Origin of the sequence: Halorussus vallis, assembly GCF_024138165.1 — an archaeon.
GTDB lineage: Archaea > Halobacteriota > Halobacteria > Halobacteriales > Haladaptataceae > Halorussus > Halorussus vallis.
In genome coordinates, this window is the sequence record NZ_CP100000.1 from 3826268 (window position 1) to 3849600 (window position 23333).

General features: G+C 66.8%; 22 protein-coding genes. 19 read left to right on the plus strand and 3 right to left on the minus strand.

What is annotated here, in order from left to right:
- Nucleotides 1–89: 89 nt before the first annotated feature.
- Entirely contained in the window at nt 90–1241 is a 1152-nt protein-coding gene (locus NGM07_RS19390; RefSeq protein WP_253514701.1) for a pyridoxal phosphate-dependent aminotransferase, read from the minus strand.
- Nucleotides 1238–1645: a 6,7-dimethyl-8-ribityllumazine synthase gene (gene ribH / locus NGM07_RS19395; protein ID WP_253514703.1), complete on the minus strand. Its 408-nt coding sequence runs from the start codon at nt 1643–1645 to the stop codon at nt 1238–1240. The genes NGM07_RS19390 and ribH overlap by 4 nt, the downstream gene beginning before the upstream one ends.
- Before the next feature lie 206 nt (nt 1646–1851).
- Here ribH and NGM07_RS19400 point away from each other — a divergent pair, with 206 nt between their 5' ends.
- From NGM07_RS19400 to NGM07_RS19475, 16 genes are all read left to right on the plus strand, one after another.
- Nucleotides 1852–3621 (plus strand): flippase activity-associated protein Agl23, encoded by a 1770-nt coding sequence (locus NGM07_RS19400; RefSeq protein WP_253514705.1) that lies wholly within the window; start codon nt 1852–1854, stop codon nt 3619–3621.
- A 115-nt stretch (nt 3622–3736) separates the two neighbouring features.
- Entirely contained in the window at nt 3737–4915 is a 1179-nt protein-coding gene (locus tag NGM07_RS19405) for a 5-(carboxyamino)imidazole ribonucleotide synthase (RefSeq protein WP_253514707.1), read from the plus strand.
- A complete protein-coding gene (purE, locus tag NGM07_RS19410; RefSeq protein ID WP_253514714.1) occupies nt 4912–5523 on the plus strand; it encodes a 5-(carboxyamino)imidazole ribonucleotide mutase in 612 nt (203 codons plus the stop codon). The genes NGM07_RS19405 and purE overlap by 4 nt, the downstream gene beginning before the upstream one ends.
- A 267-nt stretch (nt 5524–5790) precedes the next feature.
- The gene (locus tag NGM07_RS19415; protein ID WP_253514716.1) at nt 5791–6198 is read left to right on the plus strand and encodes an NADH-quinone oxidoreductase subunit A; all 408 of its coding nucleotides are present in this window, start codon (nt 5791–5793) and stop codon (nt 6196–6198) included.
- Nucleotides 6195–6896: an NADH-quinone oxidoreductase subunit B gene (locus NGM07_RS19420; RefSeq protein WP_253514718.1), complete on the plus strand. Its 702-nt coding sequence runs from the start codon at nt 6195–6197 to the stop codon at nt 6894–6896. Before NGM07_RS19415 ends, NGM07_RS19420 begins: the two co-directional genes overlap by 4 nt.
- The gene (locus tag NGM07_RS19425; RefSeq protein WP_253514720.1) at nt 6893–8557 is read left to right on the plus strand and encodes an NADH-quinone oxidoreductase subunit D; all 1665 of its coding nucleotides are present in this window, start codon (nt 6893–6895) and stop codon (nt 8555–8557) included. Before NGM07_RS19420 ends, NGM07_RS19425 begins: the two co-directional genes overlap by 4 nt.
- A 44-nt stretch (nt 8558–8601) precedes the next feature.
- Nucleotides 8602–9663 (plus strand): complex I subunit 1/NuoH family protein, encoded by a 1062-nt coding sequence (locus NGM07_RS19430; protein WP_382193877.1) that lies wholly within the window; start codon nt 8602–8604, stop codon nt 9661–9663.
- Complete coding sequence (locus NGM07_RS19435) at nt 9663–10124, plus strand: NuoI/complex I 23 kDa subunit family protein (RefSeq protein ID WP_158057413.1); 462 nt, start codon at nt 9663–9665, stop codon at nt 10122–10124. Before NGM07_RS19430 ends, NGM07_RS19435 begins: the two co-directional genes overlap by 1 nt.
- 62 nt (nt 10125–10186) lie before the next feature.
- Nucleotides 10187–10459 (plus strand): NADH-quinone oxidoreductase subunit J, encoded by a 273-nt coding sequence (locus tag NGM07_RS19440; RefSeq protein WP_253520253.1) that lies wholly within the window; start codon nt 10187–10189, stop codon nt 10457–10459.
- Nucleotides 10456–10884 carry an NADH-quinone oxidoreductase subunit J family protein gene (locus tag NGM07_RS19445; RefSeq protein ID WP_253514722.1) on the plus strand — a complete coding sequence of 143 codons (429 nt, stop codon included), beginning with the start codon at nt 10456–10458 and terminating at the stop codon, nt 10882–10884. Before NGM07_RS19440 ends, NGM07_RS19445 begins: the two co-directional genes overlap by 4 nt.
- Complete coding sequence (gene nuoK, locus NGM07_RS19450) at nt 10884–11186, plus strand: NADH-quinone oxidoreductase subunit NuoK (RefSeq protein WP_253514723.1); 303 nt, start codon at nt 10884–10886, stop codon at nt 11184–11186. Before NGM07_RS19445 ends, nuoK begins: the two co-directional genes overlap by 1 nt.
- 4 nt (nt 11187–11190) lie before the next feature.
- Nucleotides 11191–13236 carry an NADH-quinone oxidoreductase subunit L gene (nuoL, locus tag NGM07_RS19455; protein WP_253514725.1) on the plus strand — a complete coding sequence of 682 codons (2046 nt, stop codon included), beginning with the start codon at nt 11191–11193 and terminating at the stop codon, nt 13234–13236.
- Entirely contained in the window at nt 13237–14763 is a 1527-nt protein-coding gene (locus NGM07_RS19460; protein ID WP_253514727.1) for a complex I subunit 4 family protein, read from the plus strand.
- Nucleotides 14764–16257: an NADH-quinone oxidoreductase subunit N gene (locus NGM07_RS19465; RefSeq protein WP_253514734.1), complete on the plus strand. Its 1494-nt coding sequence runs from the start codon at nt 14764–14766 to the stop codon at nt 16255–16257.
- A gap of 546 nt (nt 16258–16803) precedes the next feature.
- Nucleotides 16804–18288, plus strand: a complete 1485-nt coding sequence (locus NGM07_RS19470) for a DHH family phosphoesterase (RefSeq protein ID WP_253514741.1) — start codon at nt 16804–16806, stop codon at nt 18286–18288.
- A 106-nt stretch (nt 18289–18394) separates the two neighbouring features.
- Entirely contained in the window at nt 18395–19210 is an 816-nt protein-coding gene (locus tag NGM07_RS19475) for a CBS pair associated ParBc domain-containing protein (RefSeq protein ID WP_253514749.1), read from the plus strand.
- Here NGM07_RS19475 and NGM07_RS19480 read toward each other — a convergent pair.
- Nucleotides 19165–19335, minus strand: coding sequence for a hypothetical protein (locus NGM07_RS19480; protein ID WP_253514751.1), 171 nt, complete (start codon nt 19333–19335; stop codon nt 19165–19167). The two genes, NGM07_RS19475 and NGM07_RS19480, sit on opposite strands and share 46 nt — an antisense overlap.
- A 127-nt stretch (nt 19336–19462) precedes the next feature.
- On the opposite strand from NGM07_RS19480, the gene NGM07_RS19485 reads away from it, so the two are divergent.
- The 3 genes from NGM07_RS19485 (at nt 19463) to NGM07_RS19495 (ending at nt 23273) form a co-directional block, all read left to right on the plus strand.
- Nucleotides 19463–20515, plus strand: a complete 1053-nt coding sequence (locus NGM07_RS19485; protein WP_253514753.1) for an ABC transporter ATP-binding protein — start codon at nt 19463–19465, stop codon at nt 20513–20515.
- On the plus strand, nt 20512–21333 hold the full coding sequence (locus NGM07_RS19490) for an ABC transporter permease (protein ID WP_253514755.1): 822 nt from the start codon (nt 20512–20514) through the stop codon (nt 21331–21333). The genes NGM07_RS19485 and NGM07_RS19490 overlap by 4 nt, the downstream gene beginning before the upstream one ends.
- 239 nt (nt 21334–21572) lie before the next feature.
- Nucleotides 21573–23273, plus strand: coding sequence for a methylmalonyl-CoA mutase family protein (locus tag NGM07_RS19495; protein ID WP_253514763.1), 1701 nt, complete (start codon nt 21573–21575; stop codon nt 23271–23273).
- Nucleotides 23274–23333: the final 60 nt, after the last annotated feature.

The window sequence follows — 23333 nt, forward strand, 5'->3', positions numbered from 1 at the left end:
GCACCGTGCGAGCGGCGGAGCCGCGAGCAGAGAGCGGTCGCTGATTCGCCGAAGGCGAATCAGCGACCCGACGAAGAAAAAAGGTGGAGTTACAGCAGTTCGGCGTCGGTCAGTCGCTCGATGGCCTCGCCGATGCGCTCGAGGCTGTTGGCGTAGGAGACGCGGGCGTAGCCGGGCGCGCCGAAGGCGCTGCCCGGCACGGTCGCGACGTGGGCCTCTTCGAGCGCCTGCTCGCACCACCGCTGGTCGTCCTCGTCGACCTCCATCATGAGGTAGAACGCGCCGTCGGGTTCGGGGGCGACGACGCCCTCCTCGTCGAGTCGCCCGAGCAGGTACTCGCGGCGCTCGGCGAACGCCTCGACCATCTCGGTGACCGCCTCGTCGGTGTTGCGCAGGGCCTCGACGCCCGCGTGCTGGACGAAGTTGGTCGCGCAGGAAACCGAATGAGAGTGGAGCTTTCCGGCCTGCGAAATCAGCTCCTCGGGGGCAGCGAAGTAGCCGAGTCGCCACCCGGTCATCGAGTAGGCCTTCGAGAAGCCGTTGACCGTGACGGTGCGCTCTGCCATGTCGTCGAGCGTCCCCAGGCTGGTCGTCTCCGCGCCGTCGTAGGTGATTTCGGCGTAAATCTCGTCGCTGATGACCGTCACGTCGTGTTCGACCGCGAGGTCCCGGACGCCTTCGAGCGCGGCGTCGGAGTAGACCGCGCCGGTGGGGTTGCTCGGGGTATTGACGACGAGCAGTTCGGTGTCGTCCGAAATCGCCTCGCCGAGAGCGTCGAGTGCGGGTTCGAGTTGGAAGTCGTGGGGCGAGAGGTCGACGCGGTTCAGCGTTCCACCCGCGAGTTTCACCATCGCCTCGTAGGAAACCCACGCGGGGTCCAGCAGGACGACCTCGTCGCCGTCGTCGACGAGCGTCTGGACGGCCTCGTAGAGCGACTGCTTCGCGCCGGGCGTGACGATTATCTCGTCGGACGAGTAGTTGAGGCCGTCGTCGGCCAGTTTCTCGGCGATGGCCTCCCTGAGCTCCGGGATGCCGTTCGAGGGGGTGTAGCCGGTGTGGCCCGCGTCCATCGCCGCCTTGCCGGCCTCGACGACGTTCTCGGGCGTGGGGAAGTCGGGTTCGCCGACGCTCAGGTCGACAACGTCCGCGCCCTCGGCTTCGAGTTCGGATGCGAGGTTGCTGATGGCGAGCGTGGCGCTCGGTTCGACGCGCTGGATTCTGTCGCTGAACTTCATGGTCATGCTGGGAGTCCCTCCGCGAGGTCTATGGCACTCTTCACCGCGTCGGCGCCCTTCGACTCGCGCTCGCGCGCTTCGGCGCCTGACATCCCGGGCCCCGTGATGCCGAGCGCGACCGGGGTGTCGCGGTCGAGGCTCACGTCGGTCAGCCCCTGGGCGGCGGCGTCGCCGATGACCCGGTCGTGGTCGGTGTCGCCGGTCACGATGGTGCCGACGACCGCGACCGCCTCGATGTCGTCGCGCCGGGCGAGGCGGTCGGCGGCCAGCGGCGTGTCGTAGGCCCCCGGCACGTGGACCGTCTCTGCGATCTCGGCGCCGTGCTCGGCGGCGGCTTCGCGGGCGTGTGATTCCATCCGCTCGGTCACCTCGCGGTTGAACCGCGAGACGACGAGCCCGAGAGTAACCATGTCCGAACGGTAGCCAGCGCGGGTAAAAGAACTACCGTTCTCCGGAAAATTTGGCCTCGCGAACCGCCCGGAGAGCGCGGGGAACCGACGTCCGGGAGCGGTCGTGGATGGGCGTCCACGACCGAACGGAGCCGACGCTCGGGAGCATCCGAAGCGAACCGCCTCTCCGGTACACTTGTATCCCCTCGAATGCTTTCCCGAAAACGATGAGTACGGACGACACGCCCGCGAGCGGGTTCGGCCGGGCCCGCAGGTCGGCCACCGCTCTCGGCCGGGTAATCGGAACGCGGACGGCGGCGGTGCTGGTCGCGGTGACGCTGGTGTCGCTATCGCTGCGGCTGTACGGACTCGGGACGCGGGTCTTCCACTGGGACGAGGCCCGAGTCGGCTACTGGATTCTCCGGTACGCCGAAACCGGCGACTGGCAGTACCACGCCATCATCCACGGCCCGTTCCTCTACCACGTGAACAAGTACCTCTTCCAGTGGTTCGGCGCGAGCGACTTCCTCGCTCGGATGCCGGTCGCGGTGATAACCGGCCTGCTTCCGCTGTCGGCGTGGCTGTTCCGCGAGCGCCTCCGGCGGACCGAGATGGTCGCGCTCGCGCTACTGTTCGCGCTCAACCCCGTCCTGCTCTACTACTCGCGGTTCATGCGCAACGACGCACTGTTGGCGGCGCTGATGGTGTTCGCGCTCGGTTTCTTCGTCAGGTTGGCCGACACCCGCAAGCCGCGCTACTTCTACGCGGGCGTCCTCGCGGTCGCAGTGGCGTTCACCACGAAGGAGAACGTCCTGGTCTACGTGCTGACCTGGGCCGGCGCGGCCTACCTGCTGTTCGACGCGCGACTCGTCATGGCGGCCGGGTGGGACGAACGGCGGCGGGTCGTCGGAAACGGAATCCGGACGGCCCGCGGGCGATACCGGTGGTTCGGCCACCTCGCCCTCGCGCTCGTCGTCTTCTTCGCCGTCGTGGTGTTCTTCTACGCGCCGCGCGCGGGGAGCAGTTCGGGAATCGGCCTCTGGAAGGCGTTCGCGAACCCGGGGATGTTGCCGGACGTGGTCGGCGCGGCCACCGTGGGCGCCTGGAAGGAGTTCTACGGGACGTGGGCCGGCGGGAAGCAGGACCACACCTACCTCCCCTTCCTGAAGGACTACGCGACCTTCCTCTGGGAGGGCGCGGCCGCGGTGTCGCTGTTCTCGGCGGTCGGCTTCCTCGTCGACCGCTACCGGGGCGAACGCCCGCGGGACCTCGTCGCCTTCTGTTTCTACTGGGGGTTCGTGAGCGTCTTCGGCTATCCGCTCATCACCGACATCTCCGCGCCGTGGGCGGCGATTCACGCCGTCGTCCCGCTGGCGATTCCGGCGGCGGTGGGCCTGGCCGTCCTCGCGCGCTGGGGTGCGGAGGCGGTCGCCGACGGCGACGGGGTGAGCGCGGCGCTCTCGATTCTGCTCGTGTTGCTCGTCGCCGGGCAGGTCGTCGCTACCGCGGCCGACGTCACGTACGTCCACCCCCAGGACCACTACCTCGACGGCGGCCAGACGAACGAGAACGACCTCGTCCAGTACGGCCAACCCGCCGACGGCATCCGGCCGACGCTCCAAACGGTCGGATACGTCGCCCGGCACAACGACGGCGTCGACGTGCTCTACTACGGGTCGGACTTCTACGTACAGGACGAGTCCGAGAACGACGACTGGGCGGCGGGCGGCGGGTGGTACAAGCGACTGCCGATACCGTGGTACACCGAGAAGGCCGGTGCGAGCGTCGACAGCACCGACGACCCCTCGCGCCTCGACGGCGGGGACGTCCCGCCGGTCGTCGTCGCCCGGGCGAGCGACAGTCACCTCGTCGAGAAACGACTCTCGGGCTACGTCGCGTACGAACACGAACTCACCCTCTGGGGGAGCGAGACGGTGTTCTACGTCCGGGAAGACGCTCTGCCGCCCGGCGCGCCCCGAGCGGCGTCGGACGGGTGAGGTGTTCGCGGACGAGTGGAGTGAGGCGCCCGCCCGCGACTTTTGACCACGAACGTGTGCATCTGGAGAACGGGTTGGCAAATTTTATGCAGGTGCGTTCACAATCTCGGGACAGATGAGCGACGCAGAGACTCTCAGCGTCGTCGGTGGCGGACAGCTCGGTCGGATGCTCGCCGAGGCGGCCGCGCCGCTCGGCGTCGAACTGGTCGTCCTCGACCCGACGCCCGAGTGCCCGGCCTCGCCGGTCGCCCGCGACCAGATCGTCGGCGACTTCGACGACGAAGAAGCGGTCCGGGAACTGGCGGAGCGCGCCGACTACCTGACCTACGAAATCGAACTGGCCGACCCCGACCTGCTGGAGACCGTCGAGGCGGAGTACGACGTGCCGGTCCACCCCGACCCGGCGACGCTCCGGACCATCCAGGACAAACTGGTCCAGAACCGCCGACTGGCGGAGGCGGGGATTCCGGTCCCCGATTTCCGGCCGGTCGACGACCGCGCCGACCTCGAAGCCGCGGTCGAGGCGTACGGCTACCCGGTGATGCTGAAGGCCCGCAAGGGCGGCTACGACGGCCGGGGGAACGCCCCGGTCGAAGGTCCGGCAGACCTCGACCTGCTCGACGAACTCGACGGACCCGCGGTCGCCGAGCAGTTCGTGGAGTTCGAGCGCGAGGTGTCCGTAATCGGCGTGCGCGGCGTCGACGAGACGGCGACGTTCCCGCTCGGCGAGAACGTCCACCGCGAGGAGATTCTCCGCGAAACCGTGGTCCCCGCCCGCACCGACGAGGACGTGGCCGAACGCGCCCGCAAGGTCGCCGCGGACGTGCTCAACGTACTGTCGGGTCGCGGCGTATTCGGTATCGAACTGTTCGAGACGGACGAGGGCGAGATTCTGGTCAACGAGGTCGCCCCGCGCCCGCACAACTCCGGCCACTACACAATCGAGGGCGCGCTGACCTCACAGTTCGAACAGCACGCCCGCGCGGTGACCGGCCGACCGCTCGGCGCGACCGACCTCCGGAGTCCGACGGTGTCGGCGAACGTCCTAGGGGACGTCGAGGAGAGCCGACCGACCGACCTCCCCGCGGGCGTCGAGTCGGTGCTGGCGACGCCGGGCGCGAGCCTCCACTGGTACGGGAAGCACGAGGTCCGGCCCCTGCGGAAGATGGGCCACTTCACGCTGGTCGGCGACCGCGACGCCGACGTCGAACGACTGCTGGCCGAGGCGCGCGAACTGCGCGACGACGTGACCTTCGTCTCGGACGACGAAGCGAGCGAGGAACCACGACCATGAGCGAACTCCAACGACTCATCGACGACCTGCGCGCGGAGGCCGAGCGCGACAGAAACCCCGAGAGCACCCCCGAAGTCGGCATCGTGATGGGGAGCGACTCGGACCTCGACGTGATGTCGGGCGCCCACGACGCGCTGACCGAACTGGGTTTCGAAGAGGTCACCGACTACGATGACCCGCCCGAGGCGCGCTACACCTTCGAAACGTACGTCGTCTCGGCCCACCGGACGCCCGGACTGATGTACGCCTACGCCGAAACCGCGGAGGCCCGCGGCCTCGACGTGATAATCGCGGGCGCCGGCGGCAAGTCGGCCGACCTGCCGAACATGACCGCCTCGCTGGCGTACCCCCTGCCGGTGGTCGGCGTGCCGGTCCAGGAGAAGTCGGTGTCGTCGGTCATCGGGATGCCCACCGGCGCGCCCATCGTCGCGGTCGACGCCGGCAAGTCGTTCAACGCGGCGCTGTCCGCGGTCCAGGTGCTCGCGCGCGAGCACGACGACCTCCGGGAGCGACTGGTCGACTACCACGACGAACTCCAGGCCGGCGTCGCCGACGTCTCTCGCCGACTCCACGAACAGGGGACCGAGCGGTTCCGCGAGAACCGGTAGGTCGACCTTTACGCGTCCGGGCCTCGCGGCGGATTTTCGAGCCGTTTTTCGGTACTGTCGATTACTGTGAGATTGGCGATACCGGTGTCGCCCCGAGAGTCGCTTCGCTCCCGGCGCGTCGGCGGGTGTCAACCGAAAGGGACCGTTACCCGACAGAAACCGTCAAACCCCCGAGAGGCGGTCGAGACGGTATATTCCGGCTGAATCGCAAGAATCAACGCTTATAGGGGTCGGCTCACAAGTTCGAGGTGCTAGGAGAATACCGGTATGAATCCATGGATAGCCATTGGGGCGCTGGCGCTGGTGGGGCTGCTGATACCGCTGGGAATGATGGCGGTCTCCAGTCTCCTCCGGCCCACTGTGCCCGAGAAAGGAAAAACCGCCGTGTACGAGAGCGGCGAGGTCCCGACGGGCGGCACCCGGATTCGGTTCAACATCCAGTACTACATGGTCGCGCTGCTGTTCGTCGTCTTCGACATCGAGACCGTCCTCATCTTCCCTTGGACGGTCATCTACCAACGAGCGGTCTCGATGGAAGGCGTCGGACTCGTCAAGGCGCTCGGCCCGATGCTGGTGTTCATCGCCGTCCTCGTCGTCGGCCTCGGTTGGGCGTGGCGTAACGGCGCAGTTCGGTGGGTCAAGAACCCCACTCAACGGAGCGTGGAACGACAATGAGCAACGAACCACGGGACGCAATTCACGGGAGTACAGCACCGCAGACCAAGACGCGCGAGGCGCGGATGGAGGGCGTCGACAACCGGTTCAACTCGAAGCTTCGAGAGGCGTTCGGCTCCTCGCCGTTCATCCTCACGAAGTTCGACAAGTTCATGAACTGGGTGCGGGGCTCGTCGATGTTCATGCTGCAGTTCGGTATCGCGTGCTGCAGCATCGAGATGATGCACACTTACGCGGTTAAGCACGACCTCGACCGCTTCGGGTCGGGCGTCCCCCGGGCGTCGCCCCGGCAGGCGGACGTGATGATCGTGCCCGGGACTATCGTCTCGAAGTTCGCCCCGCGGATGAAGCGGGTCTACGACCAGATGCCCGAACCCAAGTTCGTCGTCAACATGGGTTCGTGCGCCATCTCGGGCGGCCCGTTCCAGGAGGGCTACAACGTCATCAAGGGCGCCGAGGAGGTCATCCCCATCGACATCCACGTCCCCGGTTGCCCGCCGCGGCCCGAGGCGCTCGTCTACGGCGTCGTCAAACTGCAGGAGCGCATCGCGAACGGGGAGTCGAGTCCGGTGACGGTCAAGCCCTACGAACTCGAACAGTTCGGTGACCTCGAACGCGACGAACTCGTCGAGAAGTTCGCCGACGAAATCGACGAGGACACCCTCGTCATGCGCTACAACTGGGCTGATTCGCCATGAGTTCCCAGGAAGAACACACCGGGGAGATGCAGGTCGCGGGCGTCGACTACGACGCCATCGAGGACCTGCTCGGCGACCACGTCATCCGGCGCGAGAGCCACCTCAACGCCGAGGGGTTCGTGATTCGGCCGGATGAGGTGGCCGCCACGCTGCGAATCCTCCGCGACGATGCGGGCTTCGACCACCTCTCGATGGTCACCGCCCAGGACTACGAGGACCGCTACGAAACCATCTACCACCTGACGAAGTTCGACGACCGGACCCAGGAGGTCAGCGTGGTCGTGCCGACCGACCCGGAGAACCCGGTGAGCGAGTCGGCGGCCGAGGTCTACAAGACGGCCAACTGGCAGGAGCGGGAGGCCTACGACCTGGTGGGCGTCGAGTACGACGGCCACCCCGACCTGCGGCGCATCCTGCTGCCGGAGACGTGGCAGGGCCATCCCCTGTCGTCGGACTACGACCAGGATAAACCCCAGATCGTCACGCTCCAAGAGCACGTCAACCCCCTCGCCGAGAGCACGAAGGGCAGCGAGTCCGACACGATGTTCCTGAACATCGGACCGCACCACCCGGCGACCCACGGCGTGCTCCACCTGAAGACGACGCTGGACGGCGAGCAGGTCGCGGACGTCGAACCCGACATCGGCTACCTCCACCGTTGCGAGGAGCAGATGGCCCAGCAGGGCACCTACCGCCACCAGATCATGCCGTACCCCGACCGATGGGACTACTCGTCGGCGGGACTGCTCAACGAGTGGGCGTACGCGCGGGTGGCCGAGGACCTGAACGACATCGAGGTGCCCGAGTACGCCCAGATCATCCGGACGATGGGCGCGGAGCTGTGTCGCATCGCCGCGCACATGCTCGCGCTCGGGACGTTCTGTCTGGACATCTACGGGGACTTCACGGCGATCTTCATGTACGCGATGCGGGACCGCGAGATCGTCCAGAACATCCTCGAGGACCTCACCGGCCAGCGGATGATGTTCAACTACTTCCGACTCGGCGGCGTGGTCTGGGACCTGCCCGAACCCCGCGAGGAGTTCTTCGAGAAGATTCGGGACTTCCTCGACGACCTGCCGGAGGTCCTGGAGGAGTACCACGACCTCATCACGGGCAACGAGATCTTCCAGAAGCGCACCATCGGCACGGGCGTCCTCGAACCCGAGACGGCTCGGCAGTACGGCTGTACCGGGCCGGTCGCCCGCGCGTCGGGCATCGACTACGACCTGCGCCGCGACGACCCCTACGGCTACTACGACGAACTCGACTGGGACGTCGTCACCGAGGACGGCAAGGACAACTACGCCCGCCTGCTCGTCCGGATGCGCGAGGTCGAGGAGTCGGCGAAGATCATCAGCCAGTGCGTCGACCTGCTCGAAGACTGGCCCGAGGACGAGCGCAACATCCAGGCCAACGTGCCCCGGACGCTCAAGCCCGACCCCGACACCGAGGTCTACCGCGCCGTCGAAGGCGCGAAGGGCGAACTCGGCATCTACATCCGAAGCGACGGCACCGACAAGCCCGCGCGGTTCAAGATCCGGAGCCCGTGCTTCTGTAACCTCTCGGCGCTCAACCGGATGAGCAAGGGCGAGTACGTGCCCGACCTCGTCGCCACCCTCGGCAGCCTCGACGTGATTCTCGGGGAGGTGGACCGATGAACTCCGATTGGATTCTGCTCCAGCAGGGCGGCCAGTCCGAACCCATGCTCCCCGAAACCATCGGTCGGTGGCTGTTCGGCGCCGAGATGGCCGTCTGGCAGGAGATGATCGCGGCGTTCATCGCGGCGTTCATCGTCGGCAACATCATGCTGGCGATGACCGGCGTCGCCGGCCCGTGGGCCAAGCGGAAGATCACCGCCGCGTTCACCGACCGCATCGCGGTCAACCGCGTCGGTCCCGCCGGCCTGCTCATCATCGTGGCCGACGCGGTCCGACTGCTCAGCAAGGAACTCATCATTCCGGACGGCGCGGACCGTCCGGCGTTCGACCTCGCGCCGATCGTGATGGCCGGGTCGGCGCTGCTGGGCTTCGCGGTCATCCCGATGGGACACCTCTTCGGTGTCAACCTCCAGTTGGCCGACCCCGAGTCGGGACTGGTGTACATCTTCGCGGTCGCGTCCATCGCGACGCTCGGACTCACGATGGGCGGCTACGCGTCGAACAACAAGTACTCGCTGATGGGCGGTCTGCGCGCTATCGCGCAGAACATCGCCTACGAGATTCCGCTGGTCGTGACGGCGGCGTCGGTCGTGCTGTTCACCGACAGCCTCCAGACCAGCCAGATCGTCGCGGCCCAGCAGCAGACGCTGTTCACCGTCGCGGGCATCGCGATTCCGTCGTGGTTCGCGTTCGTGAACCCGTTCGCGTTCGTGCTGTTCGTGGTGGCGAACCTCGCGGAGATCGGTCGGAACCCGTTCGACATCCCCGAGGCGCCGACCGAAATCGTCGCGGGGTACCAGACGGAGTACTCGTCGGTGTACTTCGTGCTGTTCTACCTCGGCGAGTTCCTGCACATCTTCCTGGGCGGCGCCATCATCGCGCTGCTGTTCCTCGGCGGCCCTTCGGGTCCGTTCCTGCCGGAGTCGCTGAACTTCGTCTGGTTCGTCATCAAGATCTGGGCCGTCTTCCTGTTCACCCAGTGGGCGCGGTCGGCCGTGCCCCGGATGCGTATCGACCAACTGATCGAAGTCGGCTGGAAGGGCATGCTCGTGCTGAGCTTCGCTAACCTGGTCCTGACGGCCGTCATCGTCGGGGTGATGCTCTAATGATCGGAGTCCTCAAATCGATGGCAACGACGCTGAAGCACGCACTGGACGGCTCGACGTTCACGGTCGAATATCCGGACGTCGCGCCCGAAGTCAGCCCCCGGTTCCGCGGGGTCCACAAGTTCAGCCAGGAGCGCTGCATCTGGTGTCGCCAGTGCGAGAACGTCTGCCCGAACGACACGATCCAGATCGTGCAAGACGAGCAGCGCAACGGCGAGCAGTACAACCTCCACATCGGACAGTGCATATACTGTCGACTGTGCGAGGAGGTCTGTCCCGTCGACGCGATTCTGCTCACGCAGAACTTCGAGTTCACGGGCGACACGAAAGACGACCTCGTCTACAACAAAGAACAGCTGAAGAACGTGCCGTGGTACAAGGACATCGACCCGCTCGAATCGCGGGAGCCCGACCGCGGGGCGTGGATCGGCGAAGGCGAAGGCGAGGTAGACTACCAATAATCGAGTTGCGCCCGTCTCGAAATGTTCAAAGGGCGATTACACGAAACCCCAAGGTGACTGAAATGGTATACGAGATGCTCGCGTTCGGGCTGTTTGCTCTCATCACGATAGCGAGCAGTCTGGGCGTCGTCCTGGCGAAGGACGTGTGGCACTCGGCATTACTGCTGGGTGCCGCCTTACTCTCCGTCGCGGTCCACTACGTGATGCTGGAGGCGGAGTTCCTCGCGGCGATGCAGATCCTCGTCTACGTCGGCGGGGTTCTCATCCTCATCACGTTCGCCGTGATGCTGACGCGCCAGGCACAGACAGAGGCAGAGGAGGTGACCGAGTTATGAGTAACTACGACGACGATAGAGACCGGCGAGACGAAAGTATCCCGCCCGAGGTCGACGACAGAGGTCGCAAGTGGCCGGGACTGGCCGCGGTCGCGCTGTTCGGCGTGCTCGCGTACGTCTTCGTCGGCGCGGAGTTCGGCGAGGCGGCGGGCTTCCCGAACGGCGCCGAGATTACGGCCAGCATCGGCTACGCGATGTTCAACATCGGCGCACAGAACGCCGTGGCGAGCGAAGGCTTCCTGGTGGCGTTCGAGATCATCGACGTGGTGCTCGTCGCCGCGCTCGTGGGCGCGGTCATGCTCGCGCGCCGCGACGAGGGCGGCACCATCACGTCGGCGCTGCGCTCGGATGCGGTCGAAGACGAAGGCCAGGTCGCCGTCGCGGACGGCGGTGAACCGACCGACACGCAGGAGGGTGAGCACTGATGGTTCCGATTCAGTACTACCTCCTGCTGTCGGCCGCCGTCTTCTGCATCGGCGTGTTCGGCATCCTGACCCGACGGAACGCGCTGTTGTTCCTGATGAGCGTCGAGCTCCTGCTGAACGCGGCGAACATCAACCTCGTCGCGTTCTCGAAGTTCCACGGCAACCTCACCGGCCAGACGTTCAGCCTGTTCACGCTGGCGCTGGCCGCCGCCGAGGTCGCCGTCGGCATCGGCATCATCCTCGTCCTCTACCGCAACTTCGGAGACGTGGACGTGACGAAAGCGACGACGATGAGGTGGTAAACGTATGGCAGCACTCCCCTTCGAACTGGCACCCGCCATCGCGGCGCTGCCGTTCGTATCGTTCCTGATCGCGCTGCTCGCGGGCGCGTTCGCCCCCCGGCTCCTGCCGAAGGGCGGCGCGATTCCCGGCATTCTCGCCACCGGCGGCTCGCTCCTGCTGTCGGCGTGGGCGTTCCTCACGGTGAGCGGCGGCGAGTACTACCACGAGACGATAACGTGGGTCGTCGCCGAAGGTCCGACCCCGTTCGAACTCCACCTGGGCATCCTGCTCGACCCGCTGTCGACGATGATGCTCATCATCGTCTCGCTGGTGGCGTTCCTCGTCCACATCTTCAGCCTCGGCTACATGAACGACGAGGGCGAAACCGGCCTCCCCCGGTACTATGCCGGACTCGGCCTGTTCACCTTCAGCATGCTCTCGTTCGTGTTCGCAGACAACCTGCTGATGGCGTTCATGTTCTTCGAGCTGGTCGGGCTCTGCTCGTTCCTGCTCATCGGCTTCTGGTTCCGCGACCGGGCGCCGCCGTCGGCCGCGAAGAAGGCGTTCCTGGTCACCCGCTTCGGTGACTACTTCTTCCTCGTGGGCGTCGTCGGCATCTTCGCGACCTTCCACACGTCGATGTTCGTCGCGGGCGAGGAGTCGGGCCTCCACGCGTTCCCCCACATGGCCGAGCAGGTCCTGCTGGGCGAGGGCGGGGCCGAGGTGACGACCTACCTCGGTCTCGACCCGCAGGCGTGGTTTGCGGTGCTCGGACTGCTCGTGCTGGGCGGCGTCGTCGGTAAATCGGCGCAGTTCCCGCTGCACACCTGGCTGCCCGATGCGATGGAGGGTCCGACCCCCGTCTCCGCGCTGATTCATGCGGCGACGATGGTCGCGGCCGGCGTCTACCTCGTCGCGCGGATGTACGGCTTCTACGCGCTGCTGCCGAACGTGCTGGCGCTCATCGCGTTCGTCGGCGGCTTCACGGCGCTGTTCGCAGCGACGATGGGCGTCGTCAAGAAGGAGATAAAGCAGGTGCTGGCGTACTCGACCATCTCCCAGTACGGCTACATGATGCTGGGGCTGGGCGCCGGCGGCTACGTCGCGGCGACGTTCCACCTCATGACCCACGCGTTCTTCAAGGCGCTGCTGTTCCTCGGCGCCGGGTCGGTCATCATCGCGATGCACCACAACGAGGACATGTGGGACATGGGCGGCCTGAAAGACCACATGAAGGTGACCTACTACGCCTTCCTCTCCGGGTCGCTCGCGCTCGCGGGCATCGTCCCGTTCTCGGGCTTCTGGTCGAAGGACGAGATTCTGTTCGAGGCGCTCGCCCGCGGGATGGAGAACCCGATTCTCCTGGCCGCGTACGCGATGGGTCTGCTCGCGGTGTTCTTCACCGGGTTCTACACCTTCCGGATGGTCGCGCTGACCTTCCACGGTGAACCCCGGAGCGACACCGCCCGCAACCCCCACGGCGTCCGCTGGAACGTCAAGGGACCGCTCGCGGTCCTCGGGATTCTGGCGGCCGTCGCCGGCCTGGTCAACATGACCCCGGTCGCGGAGCTGACGGGTGCACACATCGAGTACCTCCACAACTGGCTCGGCGGCCCGCTGGAGGCCACCTCGGTTCACACCTACACCCACATCCTCGAGGAGAGCGGCGTCCACCACGCAGAGCTGTCGCCGCTCATCCCCGGCCTGATCTCGCTGGCGCTCGCGCTGGCGGGTGCGGGCCTGGCGTGGAAGCTCTACGCGGTCCCGTCGCCGACCGAGCACACCGACAAGCTCGGCGGCGTCAAGACGCTACTGTTCAACAACTACTACCAGGACGAGGCGCAGGTCTGGCTCGCCACCGGCGTCACCCTGCCGCTGGCTCGCGCCGCCGACAAGTTCGACCAGGGCGTCATCGACGGCGTGGTCAACGGCGTCTCCAGCGTGAGCCTGTTCAGCGGGAGCCGGGTCAAGCGGGTCCAGAGCGGCGTGGTGACCAACTACGCCTTCCTGCTGACGGTGAGCTTCGTACTCCTGCTCGTCGTCGTCGGCTTCACGGGAGGTTGGTTCTAGATGTGGATCGAAGCGCTCATCGCGGTCACGATGCTCGGCGCGTTCGCGGCGTTCCTCGCCCCCGACAAGGTCGCGGGCAAACTCGCGTTCGCGCTCAGTCTGCTCCCGCTCGCCGGGAGCCTCTGGATGTACAGCACCTACGAGGCCAGCGGTAACGCCCTCACCGGCGGGACGCTGGCGTTCGAGGAGAACTTCCAGTGGGTCGTCGCCGGCCCCTACAGCCTCAGCTGGCACGTCGGCCTCGACGGCATCAGCATGCCGCTGGTCGTGTTGACCACGGTGCTGACGACGCTGGCGCTGCTCAGTTCGTGGACTCCAATCGACGAGCGTCAGAGCCAGTTCTACGGCCTGATGCTCTTCCTGGAGGCGGGCCTGCTCGGCGTCTTCTCGGCGCTCGACTTCTTCCTGTGGTTCGTCTTCTGGGAGATGGTGCTCGTCCCGATGTACGTCCTCATCGGCGTCTGGGGCGGCCCGCGCCGGAAGTACGCCGCCATCAAGATGTTCGTCTACACGAACATCGCCAGCCTCGTGATGTTCATCGGGTTCATCGCGCTGGTGTTCGGCCTCGGCGACTCGGTGACCAGCCTCGACATGCCGGCGGTCGCCCAGGCGCTTCGCGCCGGTCAGCTTCAGGGCCTCGGTCCGTTCGGACCAGAGACCCTGAAGGTGCTGGCGTTCTTCGCCATGTTCGTCGGCTTCGCGGTGAAGGTGCCGGTCGTTCCGTTCCACACGTGGCTGCCGGACGCTCACGTCGAAGCGCCGACGCCGGTGTCGGTGATGCTGGCGGGCGTCCTGCTGAAGATGGGTACCTACGCGCTGCTCCGGTTCAACTTCACGATGCTGCCGGACGTCGCGCGCGACTACGCCGTGCTCATCGCGGTGTTCGCCGTGGTCAGCGTCATCTACGGCGCGATGCTCGCGCTGGCCCAGTCGGACCTCAAACGCATCGTGGCGTACTCGTCGGTTTCCTCGATGGGGTACGTCATCCTCGGACTCGTCGCCTACACCATGTACGGCATGGGCGGGGCGACGTTCCAGATGGTCGCCCACGGCCTCATCTCGGGGCTGATGTTCATGTCGGTCGGCGTCATCTACAACACGACCCACACTCGGATGGTCTCGGACATGTCCGGGATGGCGAGCAAGATGCCGTTCACCGTCGCGGTGTTCGTCGCGGGCGCGTTCGGCTACATGGGCCTGCCGCTGATGGCGGGCTTCGCCGCCGAACTGTTCATCTTCCTCGGCTCGTTCGGGGCGTTCGCCGGCTCGGTGTGGTTCACGGCCATCGCGATGTTCGGCATCGTCATCGTCGCGGGCTACCTGCTGTTCGCGATGCAGCGGACGCTGTTCGGCCCGTTCGAACTGGAAACCGACTACGAGGTCGGCCGCGCCCCGTTCCACGACGTGGCGCCGCTGGTGGTGCTCGTCCTGCTGGTCATCCTGCTGGGCGTGGACCCCAACATCTTCTTCGGGATGATCCAGGACGCCGTGAGTCCGCTCGTCCCGGCCGCGGGAGGTGGACACTAAATGGCGTTCCAACTACCAAACTGGATGGCGCTCGCGCCGACGCTCGCGCTCGGGCTGACGGCGCTGGTGCTGTTGCTCGTCGATAGTATCGACCCCGACACGACCGACCGCGGCCTGCTGGCCGCCATCGCGACCGTCGGGTCGCTGGCGTCGGCCGGCTTCGCGGCGTGGTACCTGCTCGCGGGTACCGGCGACCAGCCCTTCACGCTCTACAGCGAGGCGCTGGTCGTCGACACGATGGCGCTGTTCTTCGCCTTCGTGTTCGCCAGCGTCACCGCGATGGTGACCGTCGCGAGCTACGACTACCTGCGCGACCACGCCTACCAGGCGGAGTACTACGCGCTGGTCACGCTGGCGGCGACCGGCATGACGCTCATGGCCGCGGCCAACAGTCTCGCCGTGGTGTTCGTCAGCCTCGAACTCGCCAGCCTCCCCTCCTACGCGCTCGTCGCGATTCTGAAGAAGAACCGCGGCAGCGTCGAGGCGGGGCTGAAGTACTTCCTCATCGGCGCGCTGTCGGCGTCGGTGTTCGCCTACGGTATCAGCCTGATCTACGGCGTCAGCGGCTCGCTGGTACTGCCCGAAGTGGCGAGTTCGGTCGCCCAGACCGAACTGACCGGCGTACTGGGCATCGGCGTGATGATGGTGCTCGGCGGCTTCGCGTTCAAGACCGCCTCGGTGCCGTTCCACTTCTGGGCGCCGGAGGCCTACGAGGGCGCGCCCGCGCCCATCTCGGCGTTCCTCTCGTCGGCCTCGAAGGCCGCCGGGTTCGCCGCGGCCTTCCGCGTGATGACGGTGGCCTTCCCGGTCGCCGCCGTCGCCGAGGGCGCGGCCGCGAGCGTCGACTGGGTGCTGGCGGTCCAGATTCTGGCCGTCGTCACGATGACGCTCGGCAACTTCGCGGCCGCCACCCAGGACACGGTCAAGCGGATGCTCGCGTACTCGTCGGTCGGCCACGCCGGCTACGCCCTCATCGGGCTGGCGGCGCTGACCGGCAACAACGACACGTTCGTCCTGGCGGGTAGTATGGCCCACCTGCTGGTCTACGGGTTCATGAACACGGGCGCGTTCCTGTTCATCGCCCTCACCGAGCACTGGTCCATCGGCCGCCGGTTCGAGGACTTCAACGGTCTGGCCTCGCAGGCACCGTTCGCGTGTGCGGCGATGACCGTGTTCCTGTTCAGTCTGGCGGGCGTCCCCGTCGGCGGAGGAGCGCTCTCGAAGTGGTTCCTCTTCGCCGGGGCCGTCGGCGCCGGCTTCTGGTGGCTCGCCGCCGTGGGCGTCATCAACAGCGCGCTGTCGCTGTACTACTACTCGCGGGTCGTCAAGGCGATGTGGATCGAGGAGGCGTCGGGCGAGTTCGCCATCGAGTCCCGCCCCGCCGGCCTCTACGCCGCGCTCGTCACCGCCGCCGTCGTGACCGTGCTCCTCCTGCCGGGCTTCGGCCCGGTCTGGGAGTTCGCCACGGAGGCCGCGGCGGCGCTGGTGGCGTAGACTCCACGTAACGGCCTTCGAGTAACTTTCGCGGCTCGCGGATTTTTTGCAGTACAGTCGACCAACGCTGTTCGACGAGTGACTTCGCCGAGCGTTCGCAACCGGAGTGAAGCGATGACGAGGACGTGCGACCGACCGGCGCTGACAGCCACGAACACGCTGTGCTCGACAACGGCGTTGCGCGCGCTGGCGGTGCGGTACTCAGTTGTGGAGTGCAAGTAGCGGTCGCTGTCGCAGTGGCGGTGCCGTTACGGTAGCGGTCGCTGTCGCGATGGAGGTCGCTGTCGCGGTGGCCGTAGAACGCGAGCGACGGCGCCGTTACATGCTGGTGTCGTCGCGGTGCGGTTTCCCCCAAACATCGCACTCGGCTAGCCCCGTCGATTTGAGGTGGTCACGCTGTAGATTTTCGTCCACCACATCGGATTCAGGAGCAACGTTATCACTGGAAATTTTAAGCGCGAAGACGACGATATATCGCCGACGAACCGCCGATTTCCGGCCCTAGACGGTAGACTTTAGGCCGAGCAAGCGAAAGCGCGGGTTAGGATGGTTTCCCGGCTGGTGCTCGGGTGTGGAACCGTCGGGCAGTCGTTAGTGGAGTCGATAGCCGACGCGCCCGGCGACCTACTCGTCGTCGCGAGCGGGGAGAACCGGGTCGAAGCGCTCCGGGACGAGAAGGTTTCTGCGACCCGCGGCGACCCCGCCGACCCCGACATCGCCGACCTCGGGACGGTCAACCCCAACGTAGTCATCGTCGCCGCCGACGACCCGGCCGTCAATCGCCGGGCCGCGGAACTGGCGGCGGACCGCTTCGCCGACGCCTATCTGTTCGCGTACCTCGGCGAGGAACCCAGCGACGAACAGCGCACGGCGATAACCGCGCTCGCCGACCGCGTGGTCGACCCCCGGGCAGAACTCGCCGTGGCGATCGTCGCGGCCGCGACCGGCGAGTCGGCCGCCCGGACCGCGGGCCTGCGCCGGGCGCTCCGGGAGATTGAAGGGACGCTGGGCGTGTTCATGCACGACAACCCCGACCCCGACGCCATCGCCAGCGCGGTGGCGCTGTCGCGCGTCGCCGAGTCGGTCGGCGTCGACGCCGAGGCCTGCTACTTCGGCGCCATCTCCCACCAGGAGAACCGGGCGTTCGTCAACCTGCTCGACCTCGACCTCCGGAACGTCGAGGACGACGTCGACCTCTCGGAGTTCGGCGCGGTCGCGCTGGTCGACCACTCCCGGCCGGGCGTCAACGACCAACTGCCGCCCGACACCGACGTCCACGTGGTCATCGACCACCACCCGCCGAAGGAACCCGTGGAGGCCGAGTTCGTCGACCTGCGCAGCGACGTGGGCGCGACCTCGACGCTGTTGGCGGAACACGTCCAGCGTCTCGACGTCGCCCTGACCGAGGACGTGGCGACCGCCCTGCTGTACGGTATCCGGGTCGACACCAAGGATTTCGCCCGGGAGGTTTCGACCGCCGACTTCGAGGCGGCCTCGTACCTGTTGCCCCACGCCGACATCGCCACCCTCGAACGGGTCGAGACGCCCTCCATCAGCGCCGACACGTTCGAGACGATCGCCCGGGCGATTCGGAACCGCCGCCTCGACGGCACGATTCTGGCGACCTGCGTCGGGTCGCTGGCCGACCGCGATGCGCTGGCGCAGGCCGCAGACCGCCTGCTCAACATGGAGGGGGTCACCACCACGCTGGTCTACGGCTTCCGTAACGGCACGGTGTACGTCTCCGCGCGGGCGCGCGGGACCGACATCGACCTCGGCGAGACGCTCCGAGACGCCTTCGGCCAGATCGGAAGCGCCGGCGGGCACGCCGACATGGCGGGCGCCCAGATTCCGCTGGGACTCCTCGGCGAGGTCGAGGACGAACAGGAGGAGTCGCTGGCGTCGGTCATCAGCGAGGTCATCACCGAGCGCTTCTTCGAGACGGTCCGGTCGGTGCCCAACGACGAGAGCGAGTACGCGGCCGGCGGGTCGGCCTTCGACGTGACGGTCGCGGGCGAACCCGAGGACTGAACGGTTCATCCAGAACCGACCGACGGCGGCCGAACCGGTCGGACGTATACTCGCTTCGGCCGGCCCGAGCGGGAAACTTTTGGCGCGGGGGCGCGTCGGTGGGTGCATGGACGTGGCGGCAGTGCCCGACGGCGGCACCGCAGACGGCAAACCGAAGGTCAAGGACTACATGACCCGCGAGGTGGCGACCGTCTCGCCGGACGACACCGTCGAGGAGGTCGCGCGCCGGATCGTCGAGAGCGACGGACACAACGGCTTTCCGGTCTGCGACGGCCGCCGGGTAGAGGGGTTCATCACCGCCAGGGATCTGCTTTTGGCCGGCGATCAGGAACCCATCTTCAAGGTGATGAGCCAGGACCTCATCGTCGCCCACCCCGAGATGGACGTCAACGACGCCGCCCGGGTCATCCTCCGGTCGGGCATCCAGAAACTCCCGGTCGTCGACGACGCGGGCAACCTCGTCGGCATCATCTCGAACACCGACGTCATCCGCTCGCAGATAGAGCGCGCGACCCCCGAGAAGGTCGGCAAACTGATGCGGACCCTCGAATCCATCCACGACACCGAGGTGACTCAGACCCGCCGCGAGGTGGCGCTGGCCGAACTCACGCCGACCCAGGGGAAGGTGTACGCCGACGAACTGGAGGGCCGGACCTACGAACTCGAACGCGGCCTCGCCGAACCGCTGGTGGTCATCGACACCGCGGGCGACTTCCTGTTGGCCGACGGCCACCACCGGGCGATGGCGGGCGACCGGGTCGGCGTCGAGACGATGGACGCCTACGTCATCGTCGTCGACGAGGACGTGGAACTCGGCATGCAGAAGACCGCCGAGAAGGAGGGACTGGAGACCATCGACGACATCAAGATCGTCGACTACGCCCGCCACCCGCTGGTCGAGACGACCAAGCGGTTGCAGTGAGCGCCGGGCGCTCGGGATTCTTCGACGGCGAGCACGTTCCAGTCACCGTCGAGCGTCAGCGTCAGCGCGTCGCCGTCGAGTTCGACGGCGACGCCCATTCGGAGCGGTTCCAGTAGTTCTCGCACGAGACGGTCACTACGAGTAGATCGCCGACGCGATTCAGTCGGTCCCGTGATACGCGTTTCGTATCAGTCGGGTTATCGAAATCGCGTTCTGGAAAGGGTTAATAATCCGACGGGAGACGTGCGGAGTGTGAACGCCGAAACGACGCCGACGGGGTCGGAGTCGCCGACCGCCGAGACGGACGAAACCGGGACGGACCCCAGGTTCGAAGACGCCGCCCTCAGGGTTCGCGACCTCCGGAAGACATACGGGAGCGGAGACGACGCGGTGACCGCGGTGGACGGGATTTCGCTCGACGTCGAGCGCGGGTCGGTCGTCGGACTGCTCGGGCCGAACGGCGCGGGCAAGACCACGACCATCAAGTCGATGCTCGGCCTCGTCGTCCCGACCGAGGGGTCCGTGCGAATCGCGGGCGTGGACGTCCACGAGTCGCCGAAGGCGGCCTACCGGCGGGTCGGCGCGATGCTGGAGGGCGCCCGAAACGTCTACTGGCGACTCACCGTCCGGGAGAACCTCGCGTTCTTCGCGGCGCTGGCGGGCGACCGACCGTCCGACAAGCGCGAGCGCCACGGCGCCCTGCTCGAACAGTTCGGTCTCGCCGAGAAGGCCGACGTGACCGTCAAGGAACTCTCGCGGGGGATGAAACAGAAGGTGTCGCTGGCGTGCACGCTGGCCCGCGACGCCGACGTGGCCTTCCTCGACGAACCGACGTTGGGGCTGGACGTCGAGAGTTCGCTCGAACTCCGCACGGAGTTGCGCGACCTCGCCGAGGAGTCGGGCACGACTATCGTGCTGTCGAGCCACGACATGGACGTCATCGAGGACCTCTGCGACCGAGTCGTCATCATGAACGAGGGGCGAATCGTCGCCGACGACACCGTCGAGAACCTGCTCGACCTGTTCCGCACCCAGACCTACGAGGTCCGGGTCGAAGGCGAGATACCGCCCGACGCGCGCCGCCGCCTCGAAGGAGCCTTCGACGCCGCCGAGTTCGAGCGGCGCTCGGATGTCGAGCGGTTCGTCGTCTCGGTGACCGGCGGGGAGTTCTACGACCTGACCGACGCGCTCCGTGATGCCGGCCTCGCGCTCGCGTCGGTCGACGCCGTGGAACCCGACCTCGAAGACGTGTTCCTCGAACTCACCGACGACTCGGGCGACGATTCGGGAGGTGACCGCGCGTGAGCCACCGGAGCGCCGACCGCGACGAGGTCGCCGGGTTCCCGACGCTGCTGCGGTACGTCGTCTACAAGCGGTTCCTGCTGCTGGTCCGATACCCGGCGAACACGCTGGCCCAACTGCTGTCGGTCTACCTGTTCTTCGCGGTCATCTTCTTCGGCGGGCGGGTGGCCGCCGAGAGCGTCGGGGCGGGCGCGGGCGCGCTGGCGAGCACCTTCGACGGCCTCATCGTCGGGTGGTTCCTCTGGACGATGTCGCTGACCGCGTACTTCAGCCTCGCGATGAACATCACCCGCGAGTCCCAGTGGGGCACCCTCGAACAGCTCTACATGTCCGCCTACGGGTTCGGCGCCGTGATGGTCGCCAACGTGGTCGCGCTCCTGGTCGAGAGCGCGCTGTGGGGCGCGGTCATCCTCCCACTGATGCTGGTCACGACCGGACGCCCGCTGACGGTGGACCTGCTGACGGTCGGCCCCGTCGCGCTCTTCGCGCTCCTCTCGGTGGTCGGCATCGGCTTCGTCTTCGGCGGACTGGCGCTGGTGTACAAGCGCATCGAGAACGTCTCGCAGTTGATGCAGTTCGCGCTCATCGGCCTCATCGCGGCTCCTATCGCCGACATTCCGGCGCTTCGGTACCTCCCGCTCGTCCAGGGGAGCGCCATGCTCCAGCGGGCGATGCAGGGCGGGGTCCGGCTCTGGGAGTTCCCGGTGGCCGACCTGGTGATCCTCGCCGGAACCGGCGTCGGCTACGGCCTGGCCGGCTTCTACGTCTTTTCGCGGGCCTCGGACTACGCCCGGAAGAAGGGCGTGATGGGTCACTACTGACGGCCCACGGTGCAGGACGCGAAGCGCCCGCACTCCGTTTGGGGCGGTAGCTGCACTAGCAGTCGAAGATGCGAGCGAGACGGCCGCGCAATGCGCGGCCGTCTCGCTCGCGTGCCCTTTTTTGGTCCAGCTTTTTTCGAGGAGCGGTGGCTGACGCGCCTGCGGCGCGTCAGCGACCCGACGAAGAAAAAAGGTGGAGGTGCGGAATCTTAATGGACGCCCCGGCAAGTATTACGAGTATGTTCGACGAGGACGACCTCTCCGAGATACGCGAGAGCAAGCAGGAGTGGGAGGACGAGACCCTGGAGCCGGTACTGGACGCCTACGGCGAGCGCAAGGACCGGTTCGCCACCGTCTCGAACCTGGAAGTCGACCGGCTCTACACCCCCGAGGACGTGGCCGACCTCGATTACGAGGAGGACCTGGGCTTCCCCGGCGAGGACCCCTACACGCGGGGCGTCTACCCGACGATGTACCGCGGCCGGACCTGGACGATGCGCCAGTTCGCCGGCTTCGGCACCGCCGAGGAGACCAACGAACGATTCCACTACCTGACCGAGAACGGCCAGACCGGCCTCTCGACCGCCTTCGACATGCCCTCGCTGATGGGCAAGGACAGCGACGACCCGCTGTCGGACGGCGAGGTCGGCAAGGAGGGCGTCGCCGTCGACACGCTCCGGGACATGGAGATTCTGTTCGACGGCATCGACCTCGGGGAGGTGTCGACCTCGTTCACCATCAACCCCTCCGCGCCGGTCATCTACGCGATGTACATCGCGCTGGCCGACCAGCAGGGCGTCCCGCGCGACGAGATTCGGGGCACCCTCCAGAACGACATGCTGAAGGAGTTCATCGCCCAGAAGGAGTGGGTGATTCCGCCGGAGCCGAGCCTCGACATCGTGACCGACACCGTGGAGTTCGCGGCCGAGGAGACGCCCAAGATCAAGCCCATCTCCATCTCGGGCTACCACATCCGCGAGGCCGGGTCGACCGCGATCCAGGAACTGGCGTTCACGCTGGCCGACGGCTTTGCCTACGTCGAGGACGCGATGGAGCGCGGGCTGGACGTCGACGACTTCGCGCCGCAGCTCTCCTTCTTCTTCAACTCCCACAACTCCATCTTCGAGGAGGTGGCGAAGTTCCGCGCGGCCCGGCGCATCTACGCCGACGTGATGGAGGAGTGGTACGGCGCGGAGGCCGAGGCCAGCAAGCGCCTGAAGTTCCACACCCAGACCGCGGGCCAGAGCCTCACGGCCCAACAGCCGCTGAACAACGTGGTCCGGGTGACCATCCAGGCGCTGGCGGGCGTGTTGGGCGGCACCCAGAGCCTCCACACTAACAGCTTCGACGAGGCGCTCGCGCTGCCCTCCGAGCAGGCAGTCCGGGTCGCGCTCCGCACCCAGCAGATCATCGCCGAGGAGTCGGGCGCCGCCGACATCGTCGACCCGCTCGGCGGGAGTTTCGCCATCGAGAGCCTGACCGACGAAACCGAGGAGAAGGCGATGGCCTACATCGAGGAGATAAAGGAGATGGGCGACGGCTCGGTCCGCGACGGCGTCCTCGAAGGCATCGAGCAGGGGTACTTCCACCGCGAGATACAGGACGCCTCCTACGAGTACCAGGAGCGCGTCGAGGAGGGCGAGGAGACGGTCGTCGGCGTCAACGAGTACCAGATAGAGGAGGACACCAAGCCCGACATCCTCCACGTCGACGAGACGGTCCAGGAGCGCCAACTCGAACGCCTCGCTTCGGTCAAGGAGGAGCGCGACGACGCGGCCGTCGAGGCCGCGCTGGACGACCTGCGCGAGGACGTCGAGAACGGCGAGAACGTGATGCCCGCCATCGTTGACGCCGTGAAGGCCTACGCCACGATGGGCGAGATAATGCAGGTGTTCGAGGCGAAGTACGGTAGCTACCAGGAGAAAGTCGGACTGGCGTAAGCGGTCGACGCGGCGACTCCGAAGGCGCGTTTCCTTTTTTCGGGCTACCGTCGAGGTGAG